The 12,904-nt window shown below is 74.6% G+C and carries 13 protein-coding genes; 6 read left to right on the forward strand and 7 right to left on the reverse strand.

What is annotated here, in order from left to right:
• From VGI02_RS09045 to VGI02_RS09055, 3 genes are all read right to left on the reverse strand, one after another.
• On the reverse strand, nucleotides 1-1,029 hold a 1,029-nt coding region (locus VGI02_RS09045), incomplete at its 3' end, for a TolB family protein (protein WP_414638225.1).
• Nucleotides 1,030-1,203: 174 nt separating this feature from the next.
• On the reverse strand, nucleotides 1,204-2,379 hold the full coding sequence (locus VGI02_RS09050; protein WP_331626999.1) for a fatty acid desaturase family protein: 1,176 nt from the start codon (nucleotides 2,377-2,379) through the stop codon (nucleotides 1,204-1,206).
• 30 nt (nucleotides 2,380-2,409) lie between these two features.
• Nucleotides 2,410-3,564, reverse strand: a complete 1,155-nt coding sequence (locus VGI02_RS09055; RefSeq protein WP_331627000.1) for a ferredoxin reductase — start codon at nucleotides 3,562-3,564, stop codon at nucleotides 2,410-2,412.
• A 228-nt stretch (nucleotides 3,565-3,792) separates the two neighbouring features.
• Here VGI02_RS09055 and VGI02_RS09060 point away from each other — a divergent pair, with 228 nt between their 5' ends.
• The 4 genes from VGI02_RS09060 to VGI02_RS09075 all read left to right on the forward strand — a co-directional run bounded on the left by VGI02_RS09060 (nucleotide 3,793) and on the right by VGI02_RS09075 (nucleotide 7,199).
• Nucleotides 3,793-4,302 carry a hypothetical protein gene (locus VGI02_RS09060; RefSeq protein ID WP_331627001.1) on the forward strand — a complete coding sequence of 170 codons (510 nt, stop codon included), beginning with the start codon at nucleotides 3,793-3,795 and terminating at the stop codon, nucleotides 4,300-4,302.
• Nucleotides 4,299-5,600, forward strand: coding sequence for an FHA domain-containing protein (locus VGI02_RS09065; RefSeq protein ID WP_331627002.1), 1,302 nt, complete (start codon nucleotides 4,299-4,301; stop codon nucleotides 5,598-5,600). The genes VGI02_RS09060 and VGI02_RS09065 overlap by 4 nt, the downstream gene beginning before the upstream one ends.
• Nucleotides 5,601-5,627: 27 nt before the next feature.
• Nucleotides 5,628-6,434, forward strand: coding sequence for an FHA domain-containing protein (locus VGI02_RS09070; RefSeq protein WP_331627003.1), 807 nt, complete (start codon nucleotides 5,628-5,630; stop codon nucleotides 6,432-6,434).
• Nucleotides 6,435-6,665: 231 nt separating this feature from the next.
• On the forward strand, nucleotides 6,666-7,199 hold the full coding sequence (locus VGI02_RS09075; RefSeq protein WP_331627004.1) for a MarR family winged helix-turn-helix transcriptional regulator: 534 nt from the start codon (nucleotides 6,666-6,668) through the stop codon (nucleotides 7,197-7,199).
• Here the strand turns inward: VGI02_RS09075 and VGI02_RS09080 are convergent.
• A complete protein-coding gene (locus tag VGI02_RS09080; protein ID WP_331627005.1) occupies nucleotides 7,156-7,539 on the reverse strand; it encodes a hypothetical protein in 384 nt (127 codons plus the stop codon). The two genes, VGI02_RS09075 and VGI02_RS09080, sit on opposite strands and share 44 nt — an antisense overlap.
• Before the next feature lie 55 nt (nucleotides 7,540-7,594).
• Here VGI02_RS09080 and VGI02_RS09085 point away from each other — a divergent pair, with 55 nt between their 5' ends.
• The gene (locus tag VGI02_RS09085; protein WP_331627006.1) at nucleotides 7,595-9,412 is read left to right on the forward strand and encodes a chorismate-binding protein; all 1,818 of its coding nucleotides are present in this window, start codon (nucleotides 7,595-7,597) and stop codon (nucleotides 9,410-9,412) included.
• Here the strand turns inward: VGI02_RS09085 and VGI02_RS09090 are convergent.
• Entirely contained in the window at nucleotides 9,387-9,893 is a 507-nt protein-coding gene (locus VGI02_RS09090) for a Cif family virulence factor (RefSeq protein WP_331627007.1), read from the reverse strand. The two genes, VGI02_RS09085 and VGI02_RS09090, sit on opposite strands and share 26 nt — an antisense overlap.
• Before the next feature lie 184 nt (nucleotides 9,894-10,077).
• Nucleotides 10,078-11,292: a cytochrome P450 gene (locus tag VGI02_RS09095; protein ID WP_331627008.1), complete on the reverse strand. Its 1,215-nt coding sequence runs from the start codon at nucleotides 11,290-11,292 to the stop codon at nucleotides 10,078-10,080.
• A 116-nt stretch (nucleotides 11,293-11,408) separates the two neighbouring features.
• On the opposite strand from VGI02_RS09095, the gene VGI02_RS09100 reads away from it, so the two are divergent.
• Nucleotides 11,409-12,065 carry a TetR/AcrR family transcriptional regulator gene (locus VGI02_RS09100; protein WP_331627009.1) on the forward strand — a complete coding sequence of 219 codons (657 nt, stop codon included), beginning with the start codon at nucleotides 11,409-11,411 and terminating at the stop codon, nucleotides 12,063-12,065.
• A gap of 28 nt (nucleotides 12,066-12,093) precedes the next feature.
• On the opposite strand, the gene VGI02_RS09105 is transcribed toward VGI02_RS09100, so the two are convergent.
• Nucleotides 12,094-12,666 carry an ANTAR domain-containing protein gene (locus VGI02_RS09105; protein ID WP_331627010.1) on the reverse strand — a complete coding sequence of 191 codons (573 nt, stop codon included), beginning with the start codon at nucleotides 12,664-12,666 and terminating at the stop codon, nucleotides 12,094-12,096.
• Nucleotides 12,667-12,904 lie beyond the last annotated feature (238 nt).

Genomic DNA, 12,904 nt, shown 5'->3' on the forward strand with positions numbered 1-12,904 from the left:
CGCCACGCACACCACGGCGTCCGGCCCGTCCGCGCGGACCGAGCGGATCGCCGTGAACCCGGTCTCCAGGACCGTGATCGTGCCGTCGGTCCCGGCGACGGCGAGCGCGTCGAAGCCCTCCGAGGAGCGCGCGAACACGACCGTGCCGCCATCGGCGGGCCGTCCGGACCCGAGCAGCGCGGACCGGGAGCCGCCGAGCTGCCAGCCGGGCACGCCGATCTCGGCGTCGAGCACCACCAGCGGCTCGACCGTTCCGTCGGCCGGCCTGCGGTAGAGGTTCCACCAGCCGGTGCGGTCGGACAGGAACGTCAGCGATCCGTCGGCCTGCCAGGCCGGTTCGGCGACCGATTCGCCGGGACCGCCCGCGACGACGGTGTCCGTCCCGGCGGCGAGGTCGCGGACGGTGAGCACGGTGTCGTCCCACGGCATCGACGGGTGGTCCCAGGAGACCCACGCGAGCCGTGAGCCGTCCGGCGAGAGACGGGGCGCGGCGACGAAGTCCGGCCCGCTGACCAGCACCTCGGGCTCGGAGGGCACCTGCGCGTCGAGCCGCACGATCTCGTTGACGACCTCGGTGGCGGGGCCGGCCCCCGAGGGGTGGTGCTCGCGGACGCAGACCAGCCAGGTGCCGTCCGGCGCGACGTCCCCGTCGGCGTAGCGGTCGCCGCGGGACACCGCGGGCTCGGGGGTCAGGACGACCTCCTCGCCCGCCTCGAGCCGGCGCAGCCGCTGGTCGGCCCAGTCGACGTAGAACACGACGCCCGGCTCGGCGGGGCTGGTCCACCAGGCCCCACCGCCGTACTCGTGCACCGCCGTGCGCGCGTTGCCGCCGGTGGGCAGCAGGTCGGTGCGTGTCCCGTCGGGGTCGCGCCGCACCAGCGCGGTCCGGCCACCCTCGGCGGCGCGGCCCTCGCCCCAGATCACGGCTCCGGTGCCGTCGGGACGGACCTCGTCGAGGCGGACGGCGGCGGCGACCACCAGTTCCGAGGTCACCGGGGTCGGCCACGATCCGTAGGGGGAGATCGACACGGCCCCCACGCTAGTCGGCGGGGTTCCGGGGCCAGGCCGGACACGAAGATCAGGACTTCGTGAGCGCGTCGCACCGGCATCTTGCGCGTGTCGCTCACCAACTCGTGATCATGGACGGAACGCCGGGCGGCCCGGCCCCGGAGAGGGCTCCAGGACCGGGCCGCCGTGCCGGGATCAGGCCGCGACGCGGGCCTCGCGGGCCGCCGACGGGCTCGTCGTCGCGCTCTCGCGGCGCAGGCCCTCCGACTCGTGGGCCTGCTGCTCGGCCGCGAACTTCTTGTTCGGGAGCGCGAGCCGCCAGATGGTGCGGATCGACTTCCAGAACTGCTTCGGGAACGGTCCGGTCGTGTAGGGCAGATCGTAGCGCTCGCAGATCGCCGTCACGCGCTCCGCGATCTCCGGGTAGCGGTTCGACGGCAGGTCCGGGAACAGGTGGTGCTCGATCTGGTAGCCGAGCGAGCCGGACATGACGTGCATGAGCCGTCCGCCGGTGAAGTTCGCCGACCCCAGCAGCTGGCGCAGGTACCACTGTCCCGACGTCTCGTTCTCCAGCTGCTCCTCGGTGAACACCTCGGCACCGTCGGGGAAGTGCCCGCAGAAGATGATCGCGTAGGACCACACGTTGCGGATGAGGTTCGCGGCCATGTTCGCGGTGAGCGTGGTGAGGAAGAACGGCCCGGTGAGCAGCGGGAAGAGGATGTAGTCCTTGCCCATCTGGTGCCGCATCTTGCGCCCGACCTGCTCCAGCTTGGCCCGGAACTCCTCGGGGTCCTGGAGATCGCGGTGCAGCAGTCCGTCGATGTCGAGGTCGTGGATCGCCACCCCGTGCTGGAACAGCAGCATCAGCAGCGTGTTGAACACCGGCTGACCGAGGTTGACCGGGTGCCACTTCTGGTCGGAGGTGACCCGGAGGATCTCGTATCCGACGTCCTTGTCCTTGCCGATGACGTTCGTATAGGTGTGGTGCAGGTAGTTGTGGGAGTGCTTCCACTGCTCGGCGGGGCAGACGTTGTCCCACTCCCAGGTGGCCGAGTGGATCTCGGGGTCGTTCATCCAGTCCCACTGGCCGTGCATGACGTTGTGGCCGATCTCCATGTTCTCGAGGATCTTGGCCACGCCCAGCAGGGCGGCACCCGCCATCCAGAGCGGCGGGATCGGGCTGCCGAACAGTGCGACGCGGCCGGCGATGTTCAGGCGGCGCTGGGTGCGGATGATCGAGCGGATGTACTCGGCGTCGGCCTCGCCGCGCGAGGCCTCGACGTCGCGTCGGATCTGGTCGAACTCCTCGCCCAGCGCCTCGACGTCGGCGTCGGTCAGGTGGGCGAACTCCGTGATGTCGGAGATGGCCATGGTGATGTCCCTTCTCGTATGGAGAGGTCTCTAGAGGTCGATGACGCAGTCGCCCGACGCCGCGCTCACGCAGGTCTGGACGGCGCGTGTGCCCTGGTCCGTCCCGGCGACGCGCGCCTCGGCCCCGTCGCGCAGATCGCGGACCGCGCCGGAGCGCAGCGGGGCGACGCAGGTGTGGCAGATGCCCATGCGGCAGCCGAACGGCATCGGGATCCCGGCGTTCTCGCCTGCCTCGAGCACCGTCGTGGCGCCGTCGACGTCCACGGTCCGCCCGGAGCGGGCGAACGTGATCGTGCCGCCCTCGGCCTCGCCGCCGGTGAGATCGGCGGAGAAGCGCTCGAGGTGCAGGGCGTCCCGGATCCCGGCATCGGCCCAGGCCTTCTCGGCGGCGTCGAGCATGGCGGTCGGGCCGCACGCCCAGGTCTCGCGCTGGCGCCAGTCCGGGACGAGCCCCTCGAGCGTGGCGCGAGGGGAGGATCCGGTCGCTCTACCCGCACCGGGGTTCCCCTCGTGCAGGAGCAGGTGGCCCTCGACCCGGGTGTGACGCTGCACGATCCGCCAGCCGGGGTGGCGGCGGGCGAGCAGGACGAGCTCGTCGGCGAAGAGCGCCCGGTCCGCGTCGGGCGCGGAGTGCACCACGGTCACGTCCGCGGGTGAGCCGGTCCCGTGCCGTCGGTCGAGCGTCCGCAGCATCGCCATGATCGGCGTGATGCCGCTGCCCGCGGTGAGCATGAGGACCTTGCCCGGCAGCGGGTCGGGCAGCACGAACTCCCCGGCGGGCGGGGCGAGCCGCACGATCGTGCCGGCCCGGACGCCGTGGACGAGGTGGCGTGACGCGAAGCCCTCGGGCATCGCGCGCACCGTCACCACGAGCCGCCTGCCGTCGCGCGACGGCGGCGTGGTGAGCGAGTACGAGCGCCACACGAAGCGCCCGTCGATCTGCACGCCGATGCCGATGTACTGGCCGGCGGCGTGGGAGAAGCTCCAGCCCCAGCCGGGCTCGACGACGATCGTCGCCGCGTCCTCGGCCTCCGGGGTGACACTCACGATCCGGCCCCGCAGCTCACGGGCGGACCACAGCGGGTTGACGAGGGTCAGGTAGTCGTCGGGGAGCAGCGGGGTGGTGAAGCGGGTCGCGGCGGCGCGCCAGCGGCGCACGAGCGGCGAGTGTCCGATCGCTGTCACGGTCTCTCCTCAGCCTGGCGAATTACTAGGTACCAGGAGTACCGGAGACCGGCGGTTACCGCTACCCACGGTACCGGGTCAACGTGAGGATCCGGCTCACATCGGCCGTTGTGCTCGCGGTCACGTCCGGATCAACCCGGTAATTAGTTCCCGATCGCGTCCGGCCACCGGCCCGCTCACCCCGCTTGACTCGGGGTCGACATCGTTGCCGGACGCGAGGAGGACCCCGTGAACGCCGGAGCGGATCTGGCCGTGGATCTCGTGGTGCTGGCCGTCGTCGCCCTTGCCGCCTTCCGCGGCTGGCGGCGCGGTGGCACCGCACTGGTGCTGTCGCTGGCGGGCGCGGTGGCCGGGGTGCTCCTCGGCGGCTGGCTCGCGACCTGGTGGGACGCGTCCTCGACGGTCGCGCTCGTCGTCGCGATCGTGGTCGGCGGGTTGATCGGTCTCGGCGCGGGCCGCCGCCTCGCCGACGCGCTCGCCTCCCGCGGCGGCGGCCGGATGGCGCGTCCGCACCTGCTCGAGCGGGTGGTCGGGGTCGTCGCGCACGGCGGCCTCGCGCTCGTGGTGTGCGTGGCGATCGGGACCGCGCTGGTGGCGATCGGACCCGCCGGGCTGGGCCAGGCCGTCCGGGGCAGCTCGGTGCTCACCGCGACCGCCGCGCACCTGCCGACCCCGACCCAGGTCGCCGACCGGGTGCCGGGCCTGGACCGCGTGGTCGCCGTCGGGGGTGCGTCGTGAGCGCACCTCGAGAAGCGCAGCCGCCGCTGCTGAACACCCGAGCCCGGCTCGTGCTCGGTGGGGGCGCGCTCGCCCTGGTCCTGCTCTGGTGGACCTCGGGGTCGCTGCTGGTCGCCCTGCTCGTCGTCGTGCTGCTGGTGGCGGCCGCCGGGCTGGCCGTCGTCGTCGCGGCCTGGGCCCGCCCCCGGCCCGAGCCGCTCGACGCCCCGACCACGGAGCGCGCCACCACCGACTTCTCCCTCGCCCCGCCGGCGGGGGCGCCGGTCCGGCGGGCGCTCCGGCTGGCGCTGGCCCGCCCGTGGGTGCACGGCGACGGGCTGCTGCGCGCCACCGCGACGCGGCTCGACGGACAGGACGCGCTGGTCTGGACCCCGCGCGGCCAGCAGGTCGCGGCGCCGCACCTGTGGGTGGAATGGCACCCGGTCGACGCCGCCGAGGTCGCGGCGCGCCGTCCGCTGGAGGCGCTGGCCCGCGAGCTCGCCGAGGGCTACGTGACCCACGGGTCCGAGCACGGGGTGCGCCGGCTCGCCGAGCGCACCTGGGTCCACCTGCTCGTCTCCGACGACGTGCCGTTGGGGCGCGTCGTCGTCACCGCCGCCTTCTCCGAGCCGCAGCAGCCGCCGGTGGCCGCGGCGTGCGCCTCGACGTCCGCGCCGCTCGCCCCTGCGCGCGGCGCGGCACCCCCGCCCCGGGCGCTGCGCCCGTCGGCCGCGACGCCCCCGCCCGGCGTCCCCGCCGGTCGGGCGCACCCCGGGGCGGCGCGACCCGGGCCGCCCGGCCCGTCCGGCCCGTCACGGCCCGCAGGGACCCTCGCCACGATGGCGACGGTGTCCGTTCCGGCGCGGCTGCGGACCGTGATGGGCAGGGTGGGCCGCGCGGCCCGGGTCGCGGGGCTCGGGCCCTCCCCCACGACGCGGGCGGTGCTCGTCGTCGACGACCCGGCCGGTTCCCGCCTCGAGGACGCCGAGGTCGACGGGCGCGTCGAGCTGGGGCGCGATCCGGCGTGCGAGGTCGCCGTCGACCACCCGAGCGTCTCCTGGCGCCACGTCGCCCTCGCCCCCGACCCGTCGGGCGGTGGCTGGACCGTCACCGATCTCGGCTCGACCAACGGCACCACGGTCGACGGCGTGCGGATCGCCGGCCCGACGCCCCTGCCGCCCGGATCCGTGCTGGCCCTGGGCACCGACGGCCCGCGTGTGCGGCTGCAGGTGCCCGAGCCGGGTCCGGCGGTGCGCACGGACGCGACGAGGACGGCGCCGGTCGTGTCCCGGTGCACGGTCGTCTCGCGGGGATACTGAGGGCAGGTGACGACGGCGGGAGGGTGCGTGAGGCAGGTCCGCGAGGCGGCGCGGCGGCTGCCGCTCGGCGGCCTGGCCCTGCTCGACGTCCGGACCGAACGGCGGATCTCGGTGCCGTGGGGGGACGTCGCGACGATCGGCCGCAACGCCGCCTCGGACCGGAACGTGCACGTCGGCGACGACCAGGTCTCCCGGGTCGCGGCCGAGATCGAGGTCCGCGACGACGCCTACCTCGTGATCAACCGCCAGCGCCACGGCGGGCAGCTCACCCTCGTCGTCCCGGGTGTCGCCGGCCAGGACCGCATCCGTGAGGGCAACGGGCTGCTCGTGCGGGACTCGCGCGCCTCGCTGGGGCTCTGGCTGGCCGACGGCCGCGAGGTGACGCTGGCGCTGCTGGCGTTCGGGCCGGTGGGCGGCGCCTCCGAGGTCCCCGATCTGGCCGGTGGCGTCACGGTCAACGCCGCGCTGCCGACCGACGAGACGTGGTGGTCGGTCCTGGTCGCCGCGTGCGGCCCGACCCTGATCGCCGCCGCGCAGAGCCCCGACGGAGCCGGTTCCCCGTCGCTGCGCTCGCCGCAGCACGTCCACGGCGACGCCGAGCAGATCGCCGCGTGGCACCGCGACGCGGGCAGGCCGGTACCGAGCCCCAAGACCCAGAGCGAGGCGTTCCGTCACGCCCAGCGCTGGCTGCGCGGCGTGCGGCTCAACGACAAGACCCGCGGCTGGCGGGTCGCGGTCGTCGACCAGGTGATCGGCCTGCGCCTCGTCACCCTCGACGACGTCCGGCGTCTGTTCCCGGCACAGGTCCCAATGGAGCTGCCCGGTCGGGCATGACTACCCCGCCCGACGCGCCAGGGAACGCCACGACTCGCCCACAGGGGGTCGAGTCCGTAGCGTGCGGGTCAACGCCGCGACGCGGCGTGCAGGGGGAACGCGTCCCCGTCCCGTCCGGACGGGTGACGTGCTGTTCGCGGCGGAGCGCTCCGCGGTCGGCCACCTCATCGGGGTCAACGCCTCGTGGTCGTCGACACGGGTCGTCCCGGCGCCAGGGGGAACGAGGACGGAATGACTCGAGACCACGGGTCGGCGAAGCTGGACGAGATCGGTTCGCCGGAGACGAACGGGAATGGACCAGGAGGACCGCCGGACACGCCGCAACCACTGCGGGACGCCCCGGGATTCCTCGTCCGACGGCTCTACCAGGCCTATTCGGCGGCGTGGCTGCGGCACGTGGACACCGCACTGACCGGACCGCAGTTCGCGGTCATGACCGCGGTGGCTGCCTACCCGCGCATCGACCAGGGCTCGCTCGCGGCCTCGGTGGCGCTGGACCGCTCGACGATGGCCGACGTCTGCCGTCGCCTCGAGGACCGGGCGCTCATCCGCCGCGACACGGCACCCGCCGACGGGCGCCGCAAGTTACTCACCCTGACCACCCAGGGCGAGGCCGTGCTCGACGACGTCACCCGGCGCGTCGGACGGCTCAACCTGCGGCTGATGCCGGGCGACGAGGAGGCCGGAGGGGTCACGACGCTGCTCGCGACCCTCGACCGGCTCAGTGAGCGCTGGGAGCAGGTCGCGGACGAGGACGCGGTGTAGCGCCGGAGTCGTCGGGCCCGGGGTCGTCGGAATCGGAGCCGTCGGACCCGGAGTCGTCGGTGGCGTCATCGGCAGCGGTGGCGTCGCCGGCCTCGGCGTCGTCCCCGGAACCACCCTCGGCCTCGCGGCGCGTGCGGCGCATGAGGAGCAGGCCGATGCCGAGCATCAGCGTGCCCGCGATCAGCAGGACCGCGGCCACGAACGGCAGCCACCCCTGGCTGACCAGCGCGAACGCCAGGACGTAGGCGGAGGCGAGCACACCGAGTCCGAAGCCGAGCCGGAACAGGAACCGGTTGCGGTCGGTGTCCGGCGGCGGCCAGGTCGGGGTGGCACCGAGCATGGGGTGACGGTACGCGCATCGACTCCCGGCCCGACGTCGGGAAGGCTGTGCCCGCGTGAGCCGCGGCGCCCGTTTCGACGACCTGCGCGCGGGCCGGGCCTGGCGTTTCGACCCGCCGGAGGAGGTCCTCGTCGCGACCCGTCCCGACGAGGTCGCCGGGGTGCTCGCGGACCTGGAAGCGGCGACCGCGGGCGGGGCGTGGGCCTACGGCCACCTCGCCTACGAGGCCGCGCCCGGGCTCGACCCCCACCTCGTCACGCACCCGCCGGAGCCCGACGGTCCGCCGCTCGCCTGGTTCGGTCTGACCCGGACCCCGCCGCGCGAGGTCCCGGTCGTCGAGCGCGCCGGCGCCCCGACCGGGCGGTGGTCGCCCCGCGGCGGAGCCGCCGCCCACGCCGCGGACGTCGCCCGGGTGCGCGAGCAGATCGCCGCCGGGCTGACCTACCAGACGAACCTCACCGCGCGGGTCGACGGCGAGCTCGACCTCGCCGCGGACCCGGACCTCACCGGGCTCTACGCCGACCTCGCCCACGCCCAGCGCGGCAGCCACCACGCGCTGCTCGACCTCGGCCGCTTCGTGGTGGTCAGCGCGAGCCCGGAGCTGTTCGTGCGCCGCGACGGCGACGAGCTCACGCTGCGCCCGATGAAGGGCACCGCGGGCCGCGGGCGCACCACCGCGGAGGACGCGTCGATCGCGGCACGGCTGCGGGCCGATCCCAAGGAGCGGGCCGAGAACGTCATGATCGTCGACCTGCTGCGCAACGACGTCTCGCGGGTGGCGGTGAACGGGTCGGTGCGGGTCGGGTCGCTGTGCGCGGCGGAGCGCTTCGAGACGGTGTGGCAGCTGACCAGCGGGATCACCGCCACGGCCCGGCCGGGCACCGGGGTGCTCGCGCTGATGCGCGCCCTGTTCCCGTGCGGCTCGGTGACCGGCGCCCCGAAGGGCTCGACGATGCGCCTGATCGCGGCCCTGGAGGACGACCCGCGCGGGGTGTACTGCGGCGCGATCGGGTGGGTGGCGCCGCCGGGCCACGGCACGGGTCTGCCGGACCTGCAGTTCTCCGTCGCCATCCGCACCGCGGTGGTGGACCGGACACCGCCCGGGGCCCCGCGCGGCACCGCCCGCGCTGTCTACGGCACCGGCGGCGGCATCACCTGGGACTCCGACGCGGCCGCGGAGCACGCGGAGACCCGCGCCAAGGCCCGGGTGCTCACCCACCGCCCGCCCGAGGTGGGCCTGCTGGAGACGTTCGGTGTGCGCGGCGGGCACGCGGTGTACCGGGAGCGCCACCTCGCGCGGCTGGCGGACTCGGCCGCGTTCCTCGGCCTGGACGCGTCGGCGGTGCGGCCCGCCGTCGAGGAGCACCTCGCCGGCGTGCGCGAGGCCCGGGTGCGGGTGGTGCTCCACCCCGACGGGTCCGTCGAGGTCACCCTGGCCCCGCTTCCCGCCGACGACGGCCCGGTCGTCCTCGCCCCGCCGCTGCTCTCCGACCCGGTGGACGCGGCGGCGCCCTGGCCGCACCACAAGACCACCGATCGCGAGCCCTACTCCCGCAGGCTCGCCGCGGCCCGGCGCACCCACCCCGACGCCGACGACGTCGTGCTGGTCAACACCGCGGGCGAGCTCACCGAGACGACGATCGCCTCGCTCGCCGTCCGCCTCGACGACCGCTGGTGCACACCGCCCCTGGGCGGCGGGGCGCTGCCCGGCGTGGCGCGGGGGGTGCTGGTCGGGCGCGGGGACCTGGACGAGCGCGTGCTCCTGCCCGAGGACCTCGAGCGGGCGAGCGGGCTCGCCGTCGTGAGCTCCCTGCGCGGGTGGCGGCCCGCGGTCCTCGCGGCGGCGCTCACGCCCCGCGCGACACGTCCGTGACCAGGGAGCGGTGACGGCGGCGCGGGAGCTGCCCGGGATCGAGCCCGAGCTGGTCGGCGAGCCCCAGCAGGTCCCACGCCATCCGGAACCGGACGACGAGCGACCGCCGGACGCCGACCACGGTCACCACGTCGACCTCGGCCGCACACCCCGTCGCCGCGATCCCGGGCAGCAGCCACGGCATCTCGCGATCATGGGTGAAGGAGACGGTCTCCTCGTCGACGACGTGCCACCGGTCGCCCGTGCGCGAGCGGCGCCGCACGGCGAGGTCGGCGGGGAGGCCGGGAGCGATCTGCTCGGTGAGGAACCGGCAGAGCGGGTCCGCGCCGGACGCGCCGGTCCCGGTCGGGTCGATCTGCAGCGTCGCGTCGGTGGTCATCAGTGCGCGGGCGGCGTCGGGGTCGGCCGTCAGGACGGCGCCGACGAACGCGTCGCGGACGCGTTCGACCTCGACCATGAGGTCCTGCACGGCTTTCGTCACGACGCACCTCCGCGACCACGATGCTTGACGAACATGCACCGGGCAACATCAGGCATCGGGTCGGTGACGGCTCCGGTTCCGCTGTGTGCTCAACGGGGGCCGGAGCCGCCCCGGTCGACGGCTCTCGGCCCCCGACGCTCCGGTGGTGCCCGGACGGTCGGGCCCGTGAAACGGACCTTCACCGTCACCAGGTCACGGGCAGCGCCTTCACACCCCCGGTGAGATGCTGCGTCCGCACCTCGATGTCGTCGAGATCGGCGGCGAGACGCAGGTCGGGCAGGCGCCGCGCGACCGTGCTGAACACGGTGCGGAGCTCGGTGCGAGCCAGGCTCGCCCCGATGCAGAAGTGCCCGCCGTGCCCGAAGCCGACGTGGGCCCGCTCCTCCCGGTCGGGGTCGAAGGCCTCGGCGTCGGCGAAGGCGTTCGGGTCCCGGTTGGCGGCGTTGACCGAGAGGATGACGGCGTCGCCCTCGGCGACGGTCACCCCGCCGACCTCGACGTCGGTGTGCGCGTAGCGCAGCAGCCCGAGGTCACCGGGGGCGCCGAGGCGCATGATCTCCTCCACGTGGGCGTCGGTGCGCCCGTCGGGGTCGGCGACCAGGTCCTCCCAGCGCTCGCGGTGGGTGAGCAGCAGGAGGGTGCCGAGGCCGATCCGGTTGACCGTGGTCTCGTGGCCGGCGAAGAGCAGGCCGACCGAGAGCCGGATCATCTCGTCGTAGTCGTAGGTGTCGTCCTCCGCCTGGGCCCGCACGAGGTCGGAGATGACGTCCTCGCACGGCGCGGCGCGCTTCTGCTCGGCGAGTCCGGCCATGTAGCGCCCGAACTCGGCGCGGGCGCCGACGGCGTCCACCTCGGGCGAGTAGGTCGCCATGCGGTCGGAGAGGTCCCGGAAGTAGTCGCCGTGCTCGTGCGGCACGCCGAGCAGGCGGCAGATGACGGCGACGGGCAGCGGCACGGCGAGGTTCTCGTGCAGGTCGGCGACGCCGTCCGGGGAGGCCTCCCGGGCCGCGATCAGGTCGTCGACGTAGCCGTCGACGAGCGCCTGCACGTCCTCGCCCATCCGACGCATCCGCTTGGCCGAGAAGGCCGGGGTGAGGAGGCGCCGCATGCGGGTGTGGTCGGCCTCCTCGGTCTCGTAGTTGCCGGACGGGCCTTCCTGGACGGCGCCGTGGGTGATCCGGGCGGCCTGCTCGGGACGCGGGTGCGACCGGCCGAGGCGCTTGTCGCCCAGGAGATCACGGACCTCCTCGAAGCGGGTGACCAGCCAGGCCGGGTCGCCGGCGGGGGTGGTGACCGGTGCGACCGGGGCCTCGCGACGCAGCACGTCGTAGAGCGGGGCGAGCTCGAGCACGTTCGGGCGGGCGAAGGGCAGCGCGGGACGCTCGGCGGCGACGGTCATGGCACTCCTCACAGTGGCGGTGGCGTCACCGACCGTACGTCTTTATGGCAGTTACTGCCACAAATAGCGATCGTTAAGGTGGGCGGAACCGGTCACGCCGGACGGAGGGGGTCGTCGTGAGCGCCGAGCGGGCCGAGGACGGCGGCGCACGCCGCGGCCGCCCGCCCGAGAGCGAGGAGCAGCGCGCCCGCCGTCGCCTCGCGATCTCGCGCCACGCGGTGCGACTGTTCAGCGAGCAGGGCGTCACCGAGACCACGGGCGAGCAGATCGCCCGCGCCGCGGGCGTGTCCGAACGCACCCTGTGGCGGCTCTTCCGGGCGAAGGAGGCCTGCGTCGAGCCGGTGCTCACGACCTCGGTCGACGACTTCGTGGCGGTACTGGCCAGCTGGCCCGGGCACCTCGAGCTCGACGAGCACCTGCGTGCCGTCTACGCCGTGGACCTCGCCCCGTCGGACGCCGGGACCGTCCTCGCCGTCGTGCGCCTGACCCGTGACGAGCCGGGGCTGCGCGCGGTGTGGCTCGTCCTGCACGAGCGGGCCGAGCCGACGATCGCCGCCGCCCTGGCCGCCCGCCTCGGCCTGCCCGCCGACGACCTCGACGTGCGCCTCCGCGCGGCCGCCGTCAACGCCGCGCTGCGGGTCCTGACCGACGAGTTCGCCTGGGCCGTCGCGGACGGCGACGTCACCGCGGCGGCGCTCGATCACCACCGCGAGCGCCTGGCCGAGACGCTGCGCACCCTCACCCGCCTGCCCGACGACGCGGGTGCGCGATGAGTCGGGTGCTCGGCCTGCCCCGGCCCGGTCAGCCCTGGACGGAGATCACCTGGGCGGCGACGGCATACGCGGACGTCCCCGCCTCCCGCGCCCGCCCCACGAGCAGGGAGTAGGCGGCCTCGGCGTCGCACTCGTGCCGGACCATCAGGACGCCCGTCGCGGTGCTGATGACGGTGCGCTCCTCGAGCAGCGCGGCGGGGTCGTGCGGCGCCACCTGCCCGGCCGGCCACGCCCGGGAGTCACCGGCCATCCGTCCGTAGGGAGTGGGGAACGGCACCACCCGGCCGGAACCCGCCACGGCCGGCAGCGCGGCCAGGTCGGGCCGCTCCCGGACGGCGCGCACGACGCGGTCGCAGTGCAGATCGACGGCGGCGGCGAGCTCCCGGACCATCCAGGTGATCGACGGGTCGGCATCGCCGACGACGTGCCCGGCCGCCGCGGCGAACCGGCGCCCGGTCCGGACCAGCTCGTCCAACAGCTCGAGCCGCCAGGTCAGCTCGTCCGCCCCGGACGGCCGCAGAGCGTCACCGTAGCGAGCCAGGCACCCCAGATCGCTTGTCGCCTGTTCGGCGATCATCTGCCCGGAGTCATCCGAGAACATGAGACCAAGTGACAAGTTGATCGACGGATCGGACACGGTCGGTGCCGTCCGCGATTCCATCGTGCGGCACCGTTCTCAGCGCGAGGGGCCCTCGAGAGGGCTGCCCGCCCGGTCCAGGTGCAGACGGAGGATGGCGAGTGCCTGGTCCCCGATCTCCGGGGGTGCGGCGTCGAGGATGCGCTTCTCGTGGTCCTCGAGCACCTGGTGCGCCGCGTCGGTCAGCGAGACGCCGCCGAAC

It is taken from the genome of Actinomycetospora sp. (assembly GCF_036497245.1).
Classification (GTDB): domain Bacteria; phylum Actinomycetota; class Actinomycetes; order Mycobacteriales; family Pseudonocardiaceae; genus Actinomycetospora.

Bases quoted from the DNA above. Each gene is read 5' to 3' on its own strand.
- VGI02_RS09050 (WP_331626999.1), bottom strand. From the start codon at position 2,379: ATGGCCATCTCCGACATCACGGAGTTCGCCCACCTGACCGACGCCGAC.
- VGI02_RS09075 (WP_331627004.1), top strand. From the start codon at position 6,666: ATGACTCGAGACCACGGGTCGGCGAAGCTGGACGAGATCGGTTCGCCG.
- VGI02_RS09080 (WP_331627005.1), bottom strand. From the start codon at position 7,539: ATGCTCGGTGCCACCCCGACCTGGCCGCCGCCGGACACCGACCGCAAC.
- VGI02_RS09095 (WP_331627008.1), bottom strand. From the start codon at position 11,292: ATGACCGTCGCCGCCGAGCGTCCCGCGCTGCCCTTCGCCCGCCCGAAC.
- VGI02_RS09105 (WP_331627010.1), bottom strand. From the start codon at position 12,666: ATGTTCTCGGATGACTCCGGGCAGATGATCGCCGAACAGGCGACAAGC.